Annotated in this window: 19 protein-coding genes and 1 pseudogene; 9 read left to right on the forward strand and 11 right to left on the reverse strand. The window is 64.4% G+C overall.

The features are described from left to right. Positions 1-36: 36 nt before the first annotated feature. Positions 37-957 (forward strand): annotated as a pseudogene (locus ADBZ9O_RS25855) (DUF222 domain-containing protein); the annotation flags it as partial. Positions 958-1,253: 296 nt separating this feature from the next. On the opposite strand, the gene ADBZ9O_RS25860 reads toward ADBZ9O_RS25855, so the two are convergent. Then, positions 1,254-1,418, reverse strand: coding sequence for a DUF2510 domain-containing protein (locus ADBZ9O_RS25860; protein WP_526533504.1), 165 nt, complete (start codon positions 1,416-1,418; stop codon positions 1,254-1,256). Positions 1,419-1,431: 13 nt separating this feature from the next. Here ADBZ9O_RS25860 and ADBZ9O_RS25865 point away from each other — a divergent pair, with 13 nt between their 5' ends. Together ADBZ9O_RS25865 and ADBZ9O_RS25870 are read left to right on the forward strand one after the other, a co-directional pair. Next, entirely contained in the window at positions 1,432-1,791 is a 360-nt protein-coding gene (locus ADBZ9O_RS25865; RefSeq protein WP_526533808.1) for a hypothetical protein, read from the forward strand. After that, positions 1,788-2,141: a hypothetical protein gene (locus tag ADBZ9O_RS25870; RefSeq protein WP_526525935.1), complete on the forward strand. Its 354-nt coding sequence runs from the start codon at positions 1,788-1,790 to the stop codon at positions 2,139-2,141. Before ADBZ9O_RS25865 ends, ADBZ9O_RS25870 begins: the two co-directional genes overlap by 4 nt. Positions 2,142-2,172: 31 nt before the next feature. Here the strand turns inward: ADBZ9O_RS25870 and manB are convergent, their stop codons facing one another. The 3 genes from manB to rfbD are packed head-to-tail and all read right to left on the reverse strand — an operon-like array spanning position 2,173 to position 5,078. Next, positions 2,173-3,270, reverse strand: a complete 1,098-nt coding sequence (gene manB / locus ADBZ9O_RS25875; RefSeq protein ID WP_526525936.1) for a mannose-1-phosphate guanylyltransferase ManB — start codon at positions 3,268-3,270, stop codon at positions 2,173-2,175. Further along, a complete protein-coding gene (locus tag ADBZ9O_RS25880; RefSeq protein ID WP_526525937.1) occupies positions 3,271-4,158 on the reverse strand; it encodes a glycosyltransferase family 2 protein in 888 nt (295 codons plus the stop codon). After that, a complete protein-coding gene (gene rfbD, locus ADBZ9O_RS25885; protein ID WP_526525939.1) occupies positions 4,155-5,078 on the reverse strand; it encodes a dTDP-4-dehydrorhamnose reductase in 924 nt (307 codons plus the stop codon). Before rfbD ends, ADBZ9O_RS25880 begins: the two co-directional genes overlap by 4 nt. Positions 5,079-5,145: 67 nt before the next feature. Here rfbD and ADBZ9O_RS25890 point away from each other — a divergent pair, with 67 nt between their 5' ends. The 4 genes from ADBZ9O_RS25890 (at position 5,146) to ADBZ9O_RS25905 (ending at position 8,407) form a co-directional block, all read left to right on the forward strand. Next, positions 5,146-6,621: an LCP family protein gene (locus tag ADBZ9O_RS25890; RefSeq protein ID WP_526525940.1), complete on the forward strand. Its 1,476-nt coding sequence runs from the start codon at positions 5,146-5,148 to the stop codon at positions 6,619-6,621. Positions 6,622-6,676: 55 nt separating this feature from the next. Next, positions 6,677-7,360, forward strand: a complete 684-nt coding sequence (locus ADBZ9O_RS25895; RefSeq protein ID WP_526533506.1) for a TIGR03089 family protein — start codon at positions 6,677-6,679, stop codon at positions 7,358-7,360. A gap of 253 nt (positions 7,361-7,613) precedes the next feature. Beyond that, positions 7,614-7,961: a hypothetical protein gene (locus tag ADBZ9O_RS25900; RefSeq protein WP_526525941.1), complete on the forward strand. Its 348-nt coding sequence runs from the start codon at positions 7,614-7,616 to the stop codon at positions 7,959-7,961. Positions 7,962-8,041: 80 nt separating this feature from the next. Beyond that, positions 8,042-8,407: a hypothetical protein gene (locus ADBZ9O_RS25905; protein ID WP_526525942.1), complete on the forward strand. Its 366-nt coding sequence runs from the start codon at positions 8,042-8,044 to the stop codon at positions 8,405-8,407. Here the strand turns inward: ADBZ9O_RS25905 and ADBZ9O_RS25910 are convergent. The 7 genes from ADBZ9O_RS25910 to ADBZ9O_RS25940 form a co-directional block, all read right to left on the reverse strand. Beyond that, positions 8,382-9,191 carry a biotin--[acetyl-CoA-carboxylase] ligase gene (locus tag ADBZ9O_RS25910; protein WP_526525944.1) on the reverse strand — a complete coding sequence of 270 codons (810 nt, stop codon included), beginning with the start codon at positions 9,189-9,191 and terminating at the stop codon, positions 8,382-8,384. The two genes, ADBZ9O_RS25905 and ADBZ9O_RS25910, sit on opposite strands and share 26 nt — an antisense overlap. Positions 9,192-9,222: 31 nt before the next feature. Beyond that, entirely contained in the window at positions 9,223-10,860 is a 1,638-nt protein-coding gene (locus tag ADBZ9O_RS25915) for a sugar transferase (RefSeq protein WP_526525946.1), read from the reverse strand. Between the two features lie 470 nt (positions 10,861-11,330). Then, positions 11,331-12,443 carry a glycosyltransferase gene (locus ADBZ9O_RS25920; protein WP_526525948.1) on the reverse strand — a complete coding sequence of 371 codons (1,113 nt, stop codon included), beginning with the start codon at positions 12,441-12,443 and terminating at the stop codon, positions 11,331-11,333. A 2-nt stretch (positions 12,444-12,445) separates the two neighbouring features. Further along, positions 12,446-13,552 (reverse strand): beta-xylosidase, encoded by a 1,107-nt coding sequence (locus tag ADBZ9O_RS25925; protein ID WP_526525949.1) that lies wholly within the window; start codon positions 13,550-13,552, stop codon positions 12,446-12,448. Continuing rightward, complete coding sequence (locus ADBZ9O_RS25930) at positions 13,549-14,907, reverse strand: O-antigen ligase family protein (RefSeq protein ID WP_526525950.1); 1,359 nt, start codon at positions 14,905-14,907, stop codon at positions 13,549-13,551. Before ADBZ9O_RS25930 ends, ADBZ9O_RS25925 begins: the two co-directional genes overlap by 4 nt. Then, entirely contained in the window at positions 14,901-15,986 is a 1,086-nt protein-coding gene (locus ADBZ9O_RS25935; protein WP_526525951.1) for a glycosyltransferase family 4 protein, read from the reverse strand. The genes ADBZ9O_RS25930 and ADBZ9O_RS25935 overlap by 7 nt, the downstream gene beginning before the upstream one ends. Continuing rightward, positions 15,983-17,230, reverse strand: coding sequence for a hypothetical protein (locus ADBZ9O_RS25940; protein ID WP_526525952.1), 1,248 nt, complete (start codon positions 17,228-17,230; stop codon positions 15,983-15,985). The genes ADBZ9O_RS25935 and ADBZ9O_RS25940 overlap by 4 nt, the downstream gene beginning before the upstream one ends. 469 nt (positions 17,231-17,699) lie before the next feature. Here ADBZ9O_RS25940 and ADBZ9O_RS25945 point away from each other — a divergent pair, with 469 nt between their 5' ends. Both ADBZ9O_RS25945 and ADBZ9O_RS25950 read left to right on the forward strand, forming a co-directional pair. Continuing rightward, positions 17,700-18,758 carry a glycosyltransferase family 4 protein gene (locus ADBZ9O_RS25945; RefSeq protein ID WP_526525953.1) on the forward strand — a complete coding sequence of 353 codons (1,059 nt, stop codon included), beginning with the start codon at positions 17,700-17,702 and terminating at the stop codon, positions 18,756-18,758. After that, positions 18,755-20,239 carry an oligosaccharide flippase family protein gene (locus ADBZ9O_RS25950; RefSeq protein ID WP_526525954.1) on the forward strand — a complete coding sequence of 495 codons (1,485 nt, stop codon included), beginning with the start codon at positions 18,755-18,757 and terminating at the stop codon, positions 20,237-20,239. Before ADBZ9O_RS25945 ends, ADBZ9O_RS25950 begins: the two co-directional genes overlap by 4 nt. Position 20,240: the final 1 nt, after the last annotated feature.

A 20,240-nucleotide genomic window follows, 5' to 3' on the forward strand; every position in this document is an offset into this window, starting at 1 on the left:
TGGGCGCGGGCCTCGGCGGCAGCGGATGCCCGCCGGTTGGCGGCTATCGCCGAGCTCGCGTTACGGCGGTGCGGGGATGTCGATGATGAGCGGCACTCCTGGGTGTGTGATCCGACTGCGTCTGCGGCGGCGGAAGTGGCCGCGGCATTGAGTATCGGTCACGGTCGGGGGGTGGGGCAGCTCAAGCTCGCGGTGCTGTTGCGTGATCAGTTACCGAAGGTCAACGCCCTGTTTATGGCGGGATCGATCGACTACCGGATGGTGAACACGCTGCGGTGGCGCACCCTGCTCGTCGAGGACGATGCGGTACTGGCCGCCCTGGATGCTGCGCTGGCCGGCAGTGTGACCGGTTGGGGCCCGCTCTCGGATGTGAAGCTGGAACAGAAGATCGATGCGATCATCGAGGTTGTTGATCCTGAGGCGGTGCGCCGGTTGCAGACCGCGGCGCGCAGCCGCGATATCACCTTCGGTGATCCCAATGACGCCACCGGCACTACCTCTTTTTGGGGGCGGCTGCTCGCTACTGATGCCGCGATCGTCAAACAACGCCTCGATGCGATGGCCCACGGTGTGTGCAAAGACGATCCGCGCACACTGCGCCAACGACTCGCCGACGCCCTGGGGGCGTTAGGTGCGGGCTCGGATCATTTGGCGTGCCGGTGTGGTGCCCCGAGTTGCCCGGCGGCCGGCGATGACCGGCGGGGTACCAGTGTTGTGGTCCATATCGTCGGTGATCCCACCGTGCTGGATGCGGTGCCCGATCCGAAACTGCACGGTGATGCATCCACGGCCACCACATCCGCAACCCCACCCGCCCCTGGGCCGGTGCGGGCGCCGGCGCGGGTGCGTCGTCCGGGTCCGGGGATCATCTTGGGTGGGGCGATCGTGCCGGCCCCGCTGCTGGCGGAGTTGATCGGCTACGGCGCCACCGTCCGGTATGTCAGCACTCCGGGACCTGATGCCGAATCGCATTACCGGCCGTCGGCGAAACTGGCCGAGTTCATCTGGATGCGGGATATGACCTGTCGGCACCCGGGCTGTGATCGGCCCGCGGACCTCTCCGATATCGACCACACCCTGCCCTGGCCGCACGGTGCCACCCACCCCAGTGATCTGAAGTGTTACTGCCGGATCCATCAGCCAGTCATCCGCTTCATGTCGCACTTCCCGCGGTCAAGGCAGTGCCGTCCGTTGGCCCTCGGTGAGCGATTACCTTCCAAACCGCACGTCGAGGGCGCGTCAAGGAATGATGTTCACGCCCCGGGCGCAGTCCCAGATGTCCATGACCTACCGTCCCAGTACCGCTGGGATCTCGGGTCGTTCGGGTCGGGATACCAACCAGGCGCAAGCCCACCAGGTCTCTGGACCTGCTTCGACTGACTTCGCTGCACGGCTCTCACAATTGCAGAAATACCCACGCCTAATAATCCGATGAAGAAGAGCAAGGCAGGAGCGATGGCGATCCATGGAGTGCCACCGACGCCAACACCGAAAAACTGCGCCGCGAACCACAAGAAGCCGACCGCAGCTATTGCAGCAAAAACGATGAGCGCTACGTTCGATGGGCGGGGGGGTGGACGTTGCGGTGAGTTCGCCATCGCTCGGATGCTACTTGATCTCGTCTTCGGCGTGTCGGGAGTCCGGGCGCTCAAAGCCGCAACTGAGGGAGCCGGGGACCGTTTAGTTTACAGTGTTCTTTGCGCAGTCGTACTCATCATTTGCTCAAAACGCACTGGTCCGGTGATGGTGGCTGGTCAGACCGGCAGTTTCCCGATGGCAGGGTGGAAGTGACGACCCCGTCGGGGAGAACCTTCACCACCAAACCCGGCTCCACGCTGCTGTTCCCGGGCTGGGATATCACCACCACCGAAGCCACACCGACCGGGCATCCACCGAAGCCACCCGATCACAGCGGGTTGGGTGTGCCGAAACGAAAACGCACCCGCGCCCAAGACCACGCGTACCGCATCACAGCCGAACGCGAACGCAACGCCGCCATCATCGCCGCAACCCGAGCCCGGGCCGCGAAAGCCAAAGCCCAACGCGCCCAACGCAACACATCTGACGCGCGAAACGAACCTCACACCTGGAAACCCGCCCCGCCCATCACAGCCAACAACAACGACCCACCACCGTTCTAACGGTGATCAAACTCAGTGCTCGGCGCTCAGTTCAAATATCGCTGGAGTAGCGGATACCGCAATCCGGTATGCGCACCCCGGGCCATACGCGGGCACCGCGGAGCAGTTCGCATCGCGCACCGATATCGGCGCCGTCGCCGATCACCCCGTCGCGGATCAACGCCCGCGGCCCGATCCGGGCACCGAACCCGATGATCGAGCGCTCGACCACCGCGCCGGCATCGATTCGGGCCCCGTCGAAGATGACTGCGCCATCGAGGCGCACCCCTGGCCCGATCTCGGCGCCCCGGCCCACCACGGTGCCGCCGATCAGCAGCGCACCGGGGGCGACGGACGCACCGTCATGCACCAGAAACTCGCCGCGGGGCTGGGTCAGAGCGGGCGAGGGGGCGATCCCCCGCACCAGATCAGACGAGCCGCGCACGAAATCCTCCGGTGTGCCCATATCGCGCCAGTAGGAGGCATCGACGTAACCGCACACTTTGAGGCCGTCAGAGAGCAGCGCGGGGAACACCTCGCGTTCGACAGAGACCTCGCGGTCGCGCGGGATCCGATCGATGACCTCGCGGTTGAAGACATAACATCCGGCGTTGATCTGGTCAGTCGGCGGATCCTGCGTCTTCTCCAGAAAGGCGAGCACCCGGTTGTCACCGTCTGTCGGTACACAGCCGAACGCCCTCGGGTCACTGACCCGCACCAGATGCAGCGTGACATCGGCATGGTGGCTGCGGTGATGGTTGAGCAGCGAGCCCAGATCGGCACCGGAGAGCACGTCGCCGTTGAAGACGATGGCGGTGTCGTGGCGCAGTTTGGGGGCGACGTTGGCAATTCCGCCGCCAGTGCCCCTGGCCTCTTCTTCGAAGACGTACTCGATCTGCAGGCCCAATTTGGAACCATCGCCGAACTCGTCCTCGAAGACAGCGGCCTTATATGAGGTACCGAGGATGACGTGTTCGATACCCGCGGCCGCGATCCGGGCCAACAGATGTGTCATGAACGCCAACCCTGCGGTCGGCAACATCGGTTTGGGAGCCGACAGGGTGAGCGGGCGAAGCCGCGTCCCTTTACCGCCAACCAGGACGACGGCGTCGACCTTCTTGGGATCTATTGTGGCATCGACATCTGGCATCTAGCGCCCCCCGTTCATCCGTTCCCGCCGTGCTTTGCGGACCGCCAACCGGGCGCGACCGGCAAGTGCGATCTTCATCGCGGCCCGCAGCGGGGCCCTTTGCCAACCAGAATGCCGATCCGACAGGTAAGTGTAGGTACTGGTGTGATGCGCTGCCAGATTTCGGGCAGGGTCTTTGCCAGTGGAGTGGCCCTTGTCATGCAGGATCTCCGCGGCGGGCACATAAACGTTGAGCCACCCGGCTCTGCCGAACCGGTCACCGAGGTCGACGTCTTCCATATACATGAAGTACCGCTCGTCGAAACCGCTGACCTCGGTGAACGCTGCGCGACGCACCAGCAGGCACGATCCAGAAAGCCAGCCCACCGGTCGTTCGCTGGGTTCGAGACGTTCCTGGCGGTAGGCGGTCGTCCACGGATTGCGTTTCCAGAACGGCCCGACCACGGCATGCATACCGCCGCGGATCAGGCTGGGCAGATGTCGCGCCGACGGGTACACCGATCCGTCGGGGTCCCGGATCAGCGGACCGAAGGCCGCCGCGCGGGGCCAGCGCTCGGCCGCTTCAAGTAGTGCGTCGATGCTGCCGGGGCCCCACACCACATCCGGGTTCACGATGAGCAGGAATTCTGAGGTCTCGGGCAGCGACGCGACCGCGCGGTTGATCGCGCTGCCGTAGCCGAGATTGGCGCCCATAGGCAGGAGCGCGACGTTGTCGTACCGCTCGATGGCCGCCTCCGGGGCGCCGTCGGTGGAGCCGTTATCGGCTATCACGACATGCACGGGACGGTCGGTGGCCAGGGTCAGCGACGACAGGAACCGCTCAAGGTGCAGACCCGGCGAGTACGTCACCGTCACTACGGGCAGGTCCTCGGGTTGGGGCGGTCTCACGGCGTAGAGGTTAGCGGCCCGGCGGTGAGTGCCGCGCCGAGCGCGTCGCGCCAGGGCGGTAGCGGCGGCAGGCCCGCGGCCGTCGACAGCCTGCTCCCCAGCGCCGAGAACGCCGGTCTGGGGGCGGGCCGAGGGTTCTGCGCGCTGCTGACCGGACGAACCAGGTCCGGGTCGGCACCGACCGCCGCGTACACCGCGCGGGCCTGTTCGAAGCGACTTGCCGTGCCGTCATTGGCGGCATGCAGGACGGGTTCGTGGATATCGCCGTCAGCGATCCGCAGCAGCGCCGCCACCAGGTCCCCGACATAGGTGGGTGAGCCGATCTGGTCATCGACGAGTTCGACGACCTCACCACTCGCGGCACGGCGGCGCATATCGGCGACGAAATCGGTCCCGGTGCGACCGCCGGTGTACACCCACGAGGTCCGGACCACCGTTGCGTGCGGCGCGGCCGTCAGCACGGCGCGCTCGCCGGCCAGCTTGGTCCGCCCGTACACCGACAGCGGGCCGGTTTCGTCATCGATGTCGTAGGGCCGCGGCGAGGTGCCGGGAAACGAGCCGCTGAAGACGTAATCGGTGGAGATGTGGATCAGCCGGGCGCCGACCCTCGCACAGACGCGCGCGAGATTCTCGGGACCTGCGGCGTTCACGGCGTGCGCAGTGGCCTCATCGCGCTCGGCGGCGTCGACGTTGGTGTACGCGGCGCAGTTGATCACCACTGTGGCGCCCCCAGAACTGGCCCCGGCCGCGGGCTCGATGACCCGCTCGATCGCCCGCGGATCAGTGATATCGCACTCAGAGGACGTCAGCGCGCGGACAGTTGCGCCGCGGCGTGCCGCCTCAACCGCAAGGAACCTACCGACCTGGCCGCCGGCCCCGGTGATGACGATCGTGGCGGTGGTCGACGGGGGTTGGGGCACATCGCAGAGTCTGGCACGCCGCGTCCGGCTACCCGGTTACCGGCGGTGTCGCCAGTAGCCTGGTCTGATGCCAGCCCGGGTCCTTCGAATCCTCGCCACCGTGGTTGCACTGTCGATAGTGCTCGTCACGGGCGTGGCGTGGAGCAAGATCCGCTCCTTCGAGCAGGGCATCAACCACATCAGTGCCGCCGCGCTCGGCGGTGGCGGCGATGACGGCGCCATCGACATCCTGCTGGTGGGGATGGACAGCCGGACCGACGCGCACGGTAACCCGTTATCGGCCGACGAACTGGCCACGCTGCATGCCGGCGACGACGTCTCGACCAACACCGACACCATCATCTTGGTCCGCATCCCCAATAACGGGCAGTCGGCCACCGCCATCTCGATCCCGCGTGACTCCTATGTCGAGGCGCCGGGCGATCTCGGCAAGACGAAGATCAACGGCGTCTTCGGCCAGGTCAAACTCGAGAAAATGAAGCAGTACGTCGAAGAACAGGGTGAAGATCCCGCGATAGCCGAGCCCAAGGCAACGGAGGCGGGTCGCGAAGCTCTGATCAAAACCGTCGCCGATCTGACCGGGGTCACCGTCGACCATTACGCCGAAATCGGGCTGCTGGGCTTCTCGTTGATCACCGATGCCATCGGCGGTGTCGATGTCTGCCTCAAAGATGCCGTCTACGAACCTCTTTCGGGCGCGGACTTTCCGGCGGGCTGGCAGCGACTGAACGGGCCACAAGCCCTGAGCTTCGTCCGGCAGCGCCATGATCTGCCCCGCGGCGATCTCGATCGGGTGGTGCGCCAGCAAGTCGTGATGGCTTCCCTTGCCCACCAAGTGATCTCGGGGAAGACACTTTCGAGCCCGGCCACGCTGGATCGTTTGCAGCAGGCCGTACAGCGCTCAGTCGTGCTCAGCGACGGCTGGGACATCATGGGCTTCGTCGACCAGCTGCAGAAGCTGGCCGGCGGCAGCGTGGCCTTCGCAACCATTCCGGTACTCGATGAGGCCGGCTGGAGCGATGACGGTATGCAGAGCGTGGTTCGGGTCGATCCCGTCGCGGTCAAGGACTGGGTGACCGGTCTGCTGCACGACCAGGACGAGGGCAAGACCGAGGAATTGGCGTATTCGCCTGATAAGACCACCGTCGAGGTCGTCAACGACACCCAGATCAACGGACTGGCGGCCGCGGTGTCGGAGGTGTTGGCCGCCAAGGGTTTCAGTGGTGGAAACGTGGGCAATAACGAAAGCGGTTCCGTATCCAACAGTCAGGTGCAGGCCACCGCGTCCGATGATCTCGGCGCTGTGGCGGTCGCCAAGGAACTGGGCGGGCTGCCCGTCGTCACCGACGACTCCGTACCCCAGGGTTCGGTGCGGGTGGTGTTGGCAGGCGATTACACGGGCCCCGGATCCGGCCTCCAGGGCACCGACCCGACGATGGACACTGCCACCGTCGACCAGGCGGCCGCCTCCACAGACACCACCGCTCCCCCGCCATCGCCGATCATCACCGCCGGGTCCAACGACCCCCAGTGTGTCAGCTAGCGTGCCGGTCAACCTCTCCAGCGCGCTGCTGGACCCGCTGCTCCGCGACGACCCGATGGGACCGCGGATCACCTATTACGACGATGCAACCGGGGAACGGATCGAGCTCTCCGGGGTGACGCTGGCCAACTGGGCGGCCAAGACGGCCAACCTGTTGCGCGATGAATTGGGGGCCGGTCCCGGTAGTCGCGTGGCGGTACTGCTCCCGGCCCACTGGCAGACCGCGGCGGTGCTCTTCGGAATCTGGTGGATCGGCGCCGAGGTCGTGCTTCCGGGCGCCGGCACCGGCTCGGCAGACGGTTCGGCAGATCTGGCGTTGTGTACCGCCGGACGCCTCGATGAAGCCGATCAGGTGGCCGGGATGGGTGAGATCGCCGTCCTGTCGCTGGACCCGTTCGGAAAGCCGGTACCCGACCTGCCCGTCGGACTGACCGATTACGCGACGTCGGTGCGGGTGCACGGTGACCAGATCGTGCCGGAACGGTCCCCCGGGAATGCGCTGGCCGACCGGTCGACAGATGACATCCTCGCGTCGGCCCGCGCCGCAGCGGCGGACCTGGGACTGACCGCAGCGGACCGGGTGTGGTCGGCGGGTGACTGGGCGACCCCGGATCTGCTGGTGGCCAATCTGCTGGCGGTATACGCCGCTGGTGCGTCGTTGGTGCAGGTCGCCAACCCGGATCCGGCCGTCCAGGAACGTCGCCGCGACAGCGAGAAAGTTACTCGCACTTTCGCCTGACGTCGCCGATCCAGCAAATCAGCCCCCGGCGGTCTCACATCAAATCCACATAAAACCCGCAGCGCAGGCGTCAATTTCCTCGCCATCCGCAACAGAATGGGACAATCTCAGCGACATTTCAGGATTTCCCTTCCGGGCACCCAGGTAGGGCTGTTATTTTCGTTATCAGTAATGTCGGTGCGGTTGCCGGATCTGGGGCCCAATCGGGTGCACAGTAGAAGCAACAACACCGTCGACGAAGCCGGGAGTTCGCATGGACGTGACGTTCGCCGCGATCATCACGGTCACTGTCTTGTCGGTGTGGCACTTTCGCACCCGGCGCCACCCCAGTTGGTCGGTATGCGGCGACGGTCGGTTCTACATCGTCAGTGGCTACCCGATGGTCGCCCTCGCCGTGTATTGGTTGACCGCCTCGCCCACCTCGACCGGCTGGGAATGGGCACTGGGCAACGCATGGGCGTTGGCCGCCATGGTCTCGTTCGTCTTCGGTTTCAACTGCCTCAACGGGGCCGCTGTGCGCCGTCGTGCGGTTGCACGCGAAATGGAGTCGATCCCGCAGAACACCGTCAGCCCCGTGGAGGCGCGAAAAGCCCAACACTGATACGCGTGGGAATGTTGCGGCGACAGTAGCCCCGGCGCACAGTGGTACCAGGAAGTTGGCGACGACAGCCTGGGGGGCTAGTGACGGTCACGACCACGACAGTGGGCATCGTGATGGTCCTTGTGCTGGGCGCCTGGCATTTTCATACGCGTCGACACCCCAACTGGAGGACCAGTCCGGACGCCCGGTTCTACATCACCCTCGGGTATCCGTTGGTCGCCGTCGCCGTCTTCTTCCTGGCCAATGCCATTGACAACACCGACGTGGGTTGGGCGATCGGGATGGCGTGGGCGCTGGTCTCGACCTCATTGTTCGTCTACGGCTTTCAGGCACTCAACGGCCCGGCCGCCCAGGGTCCGACCACAACTACGGACAGGTCGCCGATACCACCGGTCCAGCGCGTGCCGCCGACGAGCGCCGTCAGCCGCCCGGACGTAGGTGCGTGACGTCGCCGGCAGCGACAGTCACGCTCTCTTCTGCGGTATCGATCAGCAATCGGCCCATCTCGTCCACATCCCGTGCCGTTCCGATGATCTGCCGGTCGCCCGGCAGGATGGCTCGGACATCGGTGCCGAGTGTCAGGCTGTGCCTGCGGTAGTCGGCGGAGAGCCCTTCATCGGCGCCGCTGGCCTCGTGCCATCTCGCGATACGGCTGGCGAGTTGTTCAAGAATCTTGGCTAACAACACGTTTCGATCCACGTCGGAGACGCCTAGCATCGCTAGCGACACTGCTGCCGGATCCGGCGCCTCCGCCGCGGTCAGCGACACATTCAGGCCGAATCCAACGACGATCACCGGCGCGGGTGCGGCCACCTCGGCCAGGATGCCTGCCAGCTTTCCACCAGGGACGAGCACATCGTTGGGCCACTTCAGCCCGGCCTGGATACCGGTCACCTCGGCCACTGCATCCACCAGCGCCACCCCGGTTGCCAGCGGCAACCACCCCCACCCCGACGACGGGACGTCGGCGGCGTCGACCGCGACCGAGACAGAGAGCTGAGACCGGGCCGGCGCTGACCACACGCGCCCATGCCGGCCGCGCCCGGCATCTTGAAACTCCGCGGCCAGCACGGCGCCTCGGATGTCTTCACCTCCGGCAGCCCGGGCCAGCAGATCGGCGTTGGTCGATCCCGTCTGGGAGACGACGTCTATCCGGCGCCAATGGCCTGCCGCGGTGATACCGCGCAGAACCGCAAGATCGAGGGCTGCTCGTGACTGATCGATTTCCACCGACTGAGGCTACTGCCGCCGCGTGGATCGGTCAGTAGGCTCCGTTGCGCTTCAGCACAGCCCGCGCCGTCCGCCACACGATGACCAGGTCCTGCACGCACGACCAGTTGTCGACATAAGAATGGTCGAGCCGGATCCGCTCTTCCTCGGAGACATCCGAACGGCCCGAGACCTGCCACAGCCCGGTGATACCGGGCTTGACGAGAGCGCGCCGCTGCACGAAATGCTCGACCGACTCCCCCTCACCGGGTACCAGCGGCCGTGGGCCCACCATGCTCATCGACCCGGCGAGAACGTTGAACAGCTGGGGCAACTCGTCGAGGCTGGTCGCCCGGATCAGCCGGCCGACCCGGGTCACCCGAGAGTCGGCAGCCGATTTGAAGAACACGCCCGCACTGCCCGCCGCAGCCTGCTCGGCGCCCTTACGGACCTCGGCGTCAACGGACATGCTGCGAAACTTGATGATCCTGAACAGCTTTCCGTGCTGGCCCACGCGACTCTGCCGGAAGAACACCGGCCCGCCATCGTCGAACTTGATCGCCAACGCGGTGATCAGCATCGCGGGCAGGATGACCGCCAGTGCGGCGCTGCCGAGGACCAGGTCAAAGATGCGCTTGCCGTACATCGACGGGCCGCCGTGTCGCGGTCGGGCGATATGAAAAAGCGGAAGGTTGTCGATCGGTCGGAGTTTGAGCCTGGGTCCCGCGATATCGGTCATACCGGGCACGACGATGATGTCCACGCCGAGGGAATCCAGCCGCCAGGCCAGCTTTCGCATCTTCTCATGGCCCAGATGCTCGACTGCGGTAACCGCCAGGGCATCCGCGCCGGTCAGCCGCAGCGCGACTTCGACCGAGTTCTCGTCACCAAGGATGGGCAACGAGCCGGTGGGGGTGATCAGCTGTTGACCGACCGCGCCGTCGTAATCCGGGATGCAGACCCCAGCCACCGCATACCCGACGTCCTTCGAGCGATCAAGGCTGGTACACAGCACCGCGGCCTGTTCCGGCTTCCCGAGAATCAGTACGCGGGTGACGAATTCACCGCGCAGCCGACGTCTCGCCAGATCGCGGCGGATGGCATGGCGTCCGGACAGCAGACCGACCAGGCCCAGCGGCAGGGCGATCATCAGATATCCGCGCGACAACTGGGTCTGCAGGATGAGGCTGGTGACGGCCGTCAATCCGAATACCCACGCGGTCGCCGACACCACCCGCCGGTACTCCTCGCTGCCGACACCGACGAGCGAGATATCCCGTGACTGGAGTACGCCGAGGGCGACCAGCCAGGTCAGCGCCAGACCGACCGAGAGTGCCGTGGCCCGTTGCCAGCTCACATAGCCGGATGCGTCGGTACCGAGGATCTGGAACCTGCCGACCTGAGCCAGTACTACCGCAGCGATAACGACGAAAGCGTCGACCGCCATGACCCGCCGACGGTATGACTGCTGCCACCGTCGGCCCTCCGCCGTGTAAGCCGTCGCATCGTCAAGTAACTGGGTGACGCGTTGGTCGTCAAAGCCCTTGAGGTCGCCGAAGCCCTTGAGATCGTCGATATCGCGGGCGGTTTGCTCGTCCAGAGCACCGCGCAGCGGTACCACGTTCGACGTCATCCCGGAGGGACTTGCGGAGTGCCGGTTTGGCTCGACGGCCGCTGCGCCGGAGCTCATGGACGGTATGGCGAAATCCGTTTCCGCCTCATCTGACGGATACGCAGCTGACATCGTCTCAGGGCAACTTTCATTAGCTGATGGCAATACCAGCTAATATTTTCACGTATCGACCCGACTGGCTACACCTGACGCAGATTGAGTGTCGTACATCACAAATGCATCGAGGACAAAGGTTTGCCGAAAAGTCGACCTATTCGACCTAAGTTCCTTTGAACTGGCGTTATCTACAGCATCGCATAGCCTGTGCTCCATATGAGATTTGCTGTAAAAAATGTAAATTCTTTTCGATCGACCGCCATTGTCCAGTGGCACTCTCGCTCTTCGGTGGCGACATGCAGTTTCAGCACTCTTTTCTACCGAAGCCATCGAGTGCGCGAGCGGCCCCCGGAGACGGCAGAAAAGAGTTAGCGAACCCACCACAGGGAACGACACCACAGGAAATGGGGCACGCCGCCCCGGGCGCAGCCCTAGGCCGTCAGGACGCCGTCGACCACGCCACGCATCTGGCTGCGGAAGTTCTCTCTGGAGAACCGCTGCGCCCACGTCCGGATCGTGCCGTCGTCGTAGTCGGCGGGCCGAAACGACTCCATCGCCGCTGCGAAACCGCCCACCACGTCCTGATCCGAACCCGCGGTCACCAGGGCGCCCGAAACCTCCGGCACCACCGTGTCCAGAGCACCGCCGGCACCGAGTGCGATCACCGGCGCACCGGTGGCCATCGCCTCGACCGGCACAATGCCAAAATCCTCGATACCAGGCATCAGAACCGCCCTGGCCCGGCGATAGAGGTCGAGTAACTCCTGATGTGACACCCGGCCCACAAATGTGGTGTCCGGACCCGCCAGCTCTCGACACGCGTTCATGGCCCTGCCATCGCCGACCACGATCAAGCGTTTGCCCGCTTCTTTCGCGGCTCTGATCGCCAGATCGGGCCGCTTGTACGGCACCAACCGGCCGGCCAGCAGGAAGAAATCCTCGCGCGCGACGGACGTGTCCGGGGTGAAGCCGTCGGTGTCCACCGGTGGATGTACGACGATCGCATCCCGCCCCCACCAACGCGCGATCCGGTCGGCAACAGCTGTCGAATTCGCAACTACCTGACGCACCCGGCCCACTGCGGCCAGTTCACCGTCTCGCGCCACCCGCGACAACGCGGACAGCACCGCCGCACCCACCGCGCCGCCGGCTTCCTGCGCGCGCAGCGCGGGATCCCACGCCCACCGCGCCGGACTGTGCACATAGGCGATCACCGGCGCGTCGGTGGCGAACACCACCTGAGTGGCGAACGCGTGATGGCTGGCGACGACGACGTCCACCGGTCCCAGCCGCATTCCCCGGAAGGACCGCGGTATCAGCGGCGTCAGTGGCGCATACGACCGCTGCCCGAGCAGTCGGTAGCCGCCGTCGAGCCAGGTGGTCACCGGCGGCGCCGACAATCCGGCAGGCACACCCGCGGCTCTGGCCAACGGGACGTGCACATCCGCATCAGGCCACTGCTGCGCCAGTTGTTCGACGACATGTTCGGAACCGGCGATCTCGGTGAACCGTTCGTGCACGATCGCGATACGGGTTGAGGACATGCCTAACACGTCCCCGACATCGCAGAGACCACTGAATAGGCCGGTTTCTCGGAGAAGTCGGCCCGCAACAGACCGAAGTGGTCTTCGACATCGTTGGGATTGTCGCCACGGTCGCGGCTCTGGTGGATGAACAAGGGCCCGAAGTAGGTTGCGTCACGCATCCGATCGATCCCCTCTCTGATGGCGGCGGCCTGCGCGTCTTCGGAGACGGCCTGGTCAGGTGCGCCACCGGTGGGCGCGCCGAACTCGGTGATCCAGATCTTCTTTCCGCCATCACCGTTGTCCACCATGGTGTTTCGCATCAGAGCGATGCGCTGGAAGGCGTTCCAATCACCGGTGTCGGCATCGTCGGGAAGCGCGGGATAGGTATAGGGATGAATACCAACCGCGTCCCACGCGCCTTTGTCAGCCACCTGATAGAGCTGATCGAGAAACGTTGTCGGAGCGATACTCACGCCATCGTCACCCGCGGGGGCAAGTCCGGCGGTGATGATCTGAACGCCGGGAACGCGAGCCCGAATCTGACTGGACGCGGCTTCGATCAAGGATCCATACGCCGCGACATCGGGACGCGGTTTGGCAAAGATGGGGTTATTCGGCTCGTTCCAGATCTCCCAGAAGGAGATCCGTCCCGCGTAGCGGGAGGCGGCGTCAGCGGCGAACCGCCCAAATTCTTTCGAATCCGCTGGGAAGGCGAATGTTTCGCCTGCGACGTCACCAGGGCGCGCCCACGGCGGGGTGGACAGCACGACCCCGAGAATGCGAAACCCGCGCGCCAGCGCGAAACTCACCACGCGGTCGGTCTGGCCCCACTCCTCCTGGCCCTGGGTTCCTTCAACCACCGCCCAATCGGCGCCGACCCGCAGCCAACGAACGCCGGCAGCACGCATGGAGTTCAACTCCCGGGCCAGGTCATCGTCGGACAGACCCATCAGTTCGGCGCCTCCGGCGATCCCGATATCCTCACCGGCTGCACAATTCACCGGTACTGCAGTCGATTCTGGCGACGGTCCCAGCGCCGCCACCAACGCGACTGCGGCGACCAGCAACACAACATGGCAGAACACCATGACGCGCCTGGTCCGCAATCGTCGAGGTGCCAGCGTCATCTCAGCGCTCCGACGGCCGGCTGCGCATCGAATTGTGGTTCGCTCCGAATAACTTTGTGAGACAGCGGTATAGAGCCGACGGCACCGAGCAGCAGCCAGGTGTAGTAGTCCATCGGGAAGATCTCCAAATACGTCGAGACCAGCGACGCGACCATCGCAGCAGCGAGCGCCGCGCCCACTCCGATCGCAAAACTGGAATCAATGCGGTCGGCAGCCTTGCGAGCAACGTTGAGTGTGGACATCAGTGCCGCAACCACGAACATCAGAAAGAACCACAGGCCCAACGGACCGAGCTCGATCAATATCTTCACGTAGTAGTTGTCCGGCTGATAAGGCACACCCATGGAATAGGCCATGGCGCCGTCGATGCGGTTGGCCAGGTTCTCCGGCAGTTGGATTGGGTCGGTCACCAACTTATCGGCAGCCGACCCCGCTCGGCCGAGGCCCGCGCCGAATGGCTTGTCGAGGATCAGCAACGATGACACCCGCCAGCCTTCGGCGCGCGTACCGAAGCTGTCGGGCGAGAAGACAGTCGCGATGGCACTGCTTGGTACTACCAGCAGAATTACGGGCACCGCTACGGCACCCGCAATGATCAAACCGGCCAGCATCTTTCGGTATCGGAAAACGCCAATCCATAAGATCCCGACGGCCAGGCCGACGTAGCTGGCTCGAACCACCGAGAGCACCATCCCCGCCACCAGCACAGGAAGGAGGCAAAAGAAGACCCGATTGCGCAACCGACGCGGGTCGCCGAGCGCGACGGTCAAACCGATCAGGATGGTCAACATCAGGAAAAGTCCGTAGCCGAAGGGCTGATTGAACGTACCGAAACTGCGCAACATGTCGCCGGCGGTCCGGACCTGTTCGCCGAACTTATAGCCCAGGTCAACCAGGAACTGTTCGCCGAGGAACTGTTGCGCGATCCCCCAACAGGCGTTGAGGGTACCGACCGCCAGAACTATTGTGACCAGCTTGTCACGGTCGGCCGCGGTGAACGGCGCCAGCCAGAGCACAACCACGACGAGCAGATAGAAAAAAGTAATCTTGATCGGTATCAAGCTCAGTGCGCCCAATGTGACAACGGCTGAGCCACAACCGAATACGGCAAACGCCGCCATCGCGGGCCACCACGGAACGTTCAGGCGCCGCGGCACTCTTCCTCCGGTGGCATACGCCGCGGACAGCAGCGTCATCAGCACCATGGCCTCTTTCCACCACGGTGGGACGCCAAACGGAAGAATCGGCAGGAGGCCATTGAGCGGGGTGAGCGCGGCCAGCAGGAGCAATCCCCGCTGCGCGCGTTGGAAGATGAAGTACGCCGCCACACCGAGCGCGCCCAGAGCGATCAACACCGCAACGCCAGCTGTTCGAGATAGACATCGATATAGTCGGCGCTCATCCGGTCCACCGAGAAACGCTCGGTACCCTGCCTCGACTTTTCGGCGAGATCTCTTCTCAGCTCAGGCGAGAGCAACACGCGGCGGATCAAACTGGCCAGTTCCGCGCTGTCACCGACGGGGAAGAGTAAGCCAGAGTCACCACCGTCAAGAGCTTCGGGAATACCGTCGACGGCAGACGCGATGATCGGGACCCCGGCTTCCCGGGCCTCCGAAACCACGAGCGGGTATGGGTCGCGCCGCGACGCCAGAACCATGACGGTGGCCGCATTGAGGTACTTCGCGGGTTCACGTTCGAGGCCAACAAAATGGATTCGGTCACCGCAGGACAGCTCCGTTGCCCTGGTCACCACTTCCTGCCAATCCTGATTTCCCACGAACCACACAGACAGATCGGGAAACTCGGACGCGAGCCGTTCGAAGGCCGCGACGACGACATCGGCACCCTTGCGCTCCGATACCGCACCGAGTACGACGATTGATCTCTCACCAAGGCTGATCGCGGGGACCTCAACTGCAGGGCGCCTGCGCGGTGTGCCAATGGTGCCGTTATGCACCATTTTTCGGCGCGGCTCGGGAATCCCACGCCTGGCCATGGCTTCACTGACCGCATCGCTCACGCTGACGGTCGCATCGCTGAGCCCCATCAGCACTGCGCCACGCTGGTATTCGTTGTGCACGGTCGTCACCAGGCGATAGTCAGCAGCACGCCGCCTGACGATCTTTTCGAGTCGGACGAGATAGGACAACAACGCCGGCGTCAGGGTGTGCGAATGGACGATATCGGGCTCGAACTCAGCGAGAAGAGTGTTCAGGCGGCGCCGGGCGGTTCGAAGTGAGCCTGGCCGACGGTCGAAGCGCACGATGCGATGCTGAACGCCGAACGCCTCAACCAGCTCGACGTAGCCGCCGCCGGACGAGATCACCATGACCTCGTGCCCATCGGTAGCCTGTGCGCACGCCAGGTCCACCGCCACATTGACAATGCCGTTCCCGGTGTCGCACAACTCGCTCAGCAGGTGCGCGATCCTCACGAATCGACGTCCACATCGTGGGTCTGAAGACCGCTTTCGGCGGGCTCAGCAGCAGCATCATCGACGAGCTCTTCTGTTTCGGAGTCCATCGTGGGTAACGCGCCCGGAACCGGAATCAACACCATCCGACTCGGAATGCCAAGGCTGGACAACGTTTTCGCGGTCTGCCCGACAGCTCGGCGCGCGTTCTCACCGACGCACGCCATGACGATGACCAACCCGATCTGATCACCAAGTTTCGCAGCCCAATTCGACGTCATGAGTTCGACCTCAATGAGCTCGGGGTGCAACTCTTCGGCCAGCCAGGTCCGCAGTCTGCTTTCCGCGCGAATGGTGACGATCACCATCGTCCGCTGATTTCGGCTGGCTCTGCGCGCGATCAACCCTGCAGTCACCGGGGGGAACCCGATCGACGTCGATTCCCTGGTCTCGATTGTCATCGAGTTCGCGCCGGTGATCCGTTCCGCACTGGGCATGGTCAGGCGGCGCCCGAATCTACCGCGAGTGAACGCCAGCGTTTCGGCCGTCACGATGAACGCCAGCAAGGCTGCGAACAGCGCGACAGATTTGGACACGGGTGCGGTGGGGGTGATGCTCGCCGCGTCAGGGGCGGCGAGCACCGACAGGCCGTTCACCCCGCCTTCACGAATGCGGTTGATCTGATTGGTCAGATCCTGGATGCGCAGGACCAGATCGGCGCGTACCGGATCGCCGTCCGCGGTCGGATCGGAGTAACCGTAGGTATTCGTGAATGCCTCGTCGATCGCCGCGACCTGTTGTTGCAGCGGTGCGAGTTCTGCACTGGGCACTGCCACGGCGCGATCCAGCTCCTGGAGACGCTGCGCGCGGGACTCCTTATCGAGGGCTTCTACCGTCACCGTCGCCAATTTCAAGGCTTGCTGTCGGTCCGGCGCGGTGCCCGAAACATCCAATAGGAGCGGGGATTTCGAGACCGTGACAACAGCGTCTTTACCCACCCGTTCGGCATCCCAATCGATGCCCATCTCGTGGGCCGTAGCCTGACGAACCGCCTGGGATTGCGCCAACGCCAGATACGGCGCGGTCATTTGGTACAGGTAGGCATCGCCGCTGACCACCGGTATCTGAGCGTCGATCTGGGCGGTAACGGTGGCCGTGTAGGAGGGCTTGACCTGGGTCAACACAAACTGGGCCGCCAAGCCAACGAGTAGCGCCACCGCCGCCGACGGAATTGACACCTTGACCAGCCGCCTGAGATGGCCCATGACGTCAGGGGTCCTGCCGTCCTCTAGTGGGTTGATAAGCACGTCAGGTATTCACTTTCTCGCGGGTCACCCAGGCTGGACTGCACAACGATGTTAATTCAGCGACTTCACAACGGTTCAGTTTTTTACGTGCCGTGCAGATTTGGCAAATTGAAACGATGTCGAACTCCCCGCCATGTCCCGACGGCGGCCGCCGGGGCCGAACATGAGCTCTTCGTCGGCATCGACAGCGAACTCAAAACCCACCCACCTGCTGATCCGACGACCATATCGCGGTGCGGCCACAGTTCGATCCTCGGATTTATCAACCATGACCAAAGCCGGGACCTGGTCCTTTCGCTTAGCCACGGGCAAAGTCTAGCGTATTGCTAGACGCAAAGCATGACTGCTCGCCAGCGAAGAGTTAAGATCGACCAGCGCCAACGGTGGCACCAGAGAGATCAGCTATGTGAGACAGGAGTGCGGCCACGTGACGACTTCCGCCGGCGCGATCGCATTCGGAGCGCTCGCCCTGCAGCCAGGAAGTGGCGGCGTCAGCACGTATGCACGGGAGTTCTTGCGGGCAGTCAGTCCCGGGCTCCCCGCAACCAGCGACGTATCTGCCCTGGTCCAGCGATCGGCGCTGGCTGAACTCCCGGCCGGAATCAAGGCTGTGACAATGCGGAACAGCCACGGCGCGCTGCGGGCATTACAGGCAAAACTGCCGACGGGGAAGACCGATATCTTCCACAGCCTCGATGTCGATCTGCCGGTGTCCGGACCGCGCATGTCGGTCGCGACCGTGCACGATCTCTCGGTCTTCGACGTGCCGTGGGCCTTTGGCAAGGTGCGGGCGCTCGGAGAACAGGCCTTGGTCTCTGACTCGTTGCGGCGAGCCGACGTCATCATCGCCGTCTCGACGTTCACCGCCGAACGAATCCGCGATATCAGTGGACGACAGTCCGTGGTGACACCCCTGGCACCTGGCCCATGGGCGACCCCTCCGCTGCCGGGTGCGGTGGAGGCCGTCCGCGCGAAGTATCAGTTACCGGAAAAGTTCATCCTCCAGGTGGCCACCGTTGAACCGCGGAAGCGACCGCACCTGGTCGCCGAGGCGGCCCGCACACTCGGTATTCCGTGTGTGCTCGCCGGCCAGGGGTCGACGGGCCGGTTCGCGCCTGCCTCGGCCATCGGCCTTGGCTACGTACCGATCGAAGATCTTCCCGCGATGTACTGCGCTGCCACAGTGGTCGCCTACGCGTCGGTCTATGAAGGATTCGGACTGCCCCCTGTCGAAGCGATGGCGTGCGGTGCCGCGGTGGTCGCGAGCAAGGTCGGCGGTCTACCCGATGTGGTCGACGACGGCGCGGTTCTGGTGGCGACGAACCGGCTGGCTGATTGGACCGACGCTTTTCGCTTGCTGGTCAACGACTCCGAGGCCAGGGCGGAACTGAGCGTGCGCGGACAACTCGCGGCGCAGAGGCTGACCTGGACTCGGACCGCCGAGCTCACGATGGACGCCTACGGCCTGTCCGGAGCACATTTGTGACAAATCAGGCCGAACGAGAGGCCGAACGTTCACCGTCCGAACGTGCCGTTCGCAACACTTTCTCGCTGCTCGCCAGCCGCGTGGCGATTGCCGCGATGGGTTGGGCCGGAACGGTGATCATCGCCCGGATGATGTCCCCCGACGAGTGGGGCAAGTTCTCGTTCATCTTCGGCGTGCTCGGCCTGATGTCGATCGTCACCGATCTCGGCGTCGGACGCGTCGTGCTGGCCAAGCTCGTCGATGGCGATGAGGACGAACGCGCCCGAGTCGCTACGTCTTTCATCCTGCTGCGGGTGGCCCTGGGGTGCATCGGTTACGTCGTCGCGATCCTGTTCGTCCTTATCTCCGGCTACTCCGCACACGTCGTATGGGCGACGGCGGTCGCGGGGATCGTCGTCGTGATCGCGACACCCAGTCACGCGCTGACGGTGTTGTACCAGAGTCGGCTGCGGCTGACCTACGTTGCCGCCGCCGAGATGCTCGGCCAGCTGGCACAACTCATCTTCACGATCCTGGCAGCACTTCTCGCACCGATCCTCATCGTGTTCGTGATCCCGGCGATCGTCAACGAAGTGGTCAGTATCGTCGGCAAGATCCGCGGGGTGCGCCGCGGACATGTGGGCACTGCCACCATGTCTCGACCGGAGATATGGCGATGGAAAGAGATGCTCATCGAAGCTGTGCCGCTGAGCATCGGCTTCGCCTTCATCGAAATGACCTCGAAGATCGACCTGGTCATGCTGGCGCGCTTGGACAGTTTCGATGCGGTCGGGTTGTACTCGGTCGGGTACAAGTTCGCCGATTTCGTACTCGTCGCCGCGGTCGCCGTGGTCACCCCGTTCACCACCTTGATGGTGTCGGCGTGGCCCAACGATCCTGCCGCGTTTCGCCGGGCCATCCATCGGGCGGCGTCCATCATCGCCGTCCTCGGCGCGGCAGGGCTGGCCGCCTTCTGGCCCGCCGCCAACCACCTATTGGCTCTGCTCTACGGAGCACGGTTCGAGGCTGCGGCCTTCTCGACCAACCTGCTGGTGACCGGCGCTTGCCTCTCGGCGCTATCCCAGCTCGGGCTGATGGTGTTGGTCTCAGCAGGCAAGCACAAGGTGTATCCCTGGGTGTCATTGCTGGTATTGCTACTCAATGTCGGCCTGAATCTTGTTTTGATTCCCCGCTTCTCCTATCACGGCGCGGCGTGGGCCACGCTCGTCAGTGAGGCCACGCTACTGGCGGTGGTCTGCGTGGTCGTCGCGTTCAGCGTCAAGATTTCCGGGATGCTGCCGGTAGGCGCTGTCGTTGGGCCGGCCCTCCTTGCCGCCGCGGTCATTGCCATCACCACACTGGTGCCAGGCGTGCGTTCGGCGCCGTGGGTCCTACTTGCCTGTGTCAACCCCGCGGTCACCCTGCTCGCGGCTCACCTGCTCGGCCTGACCGGCGGTCTAAGCCTGCGGCGCACCTTCAGCCGCTCAGCGACCAAGGGTTAGG

It is taken from the genome of Mycobacterium sp., from assembly GCF_965229105.1.
Taxonomy (GTDB): Bacteria; Actinomycetota; Actinomycetes; order Mycobacteriales; family Mycobacteriaceae; genus Mycobacterium.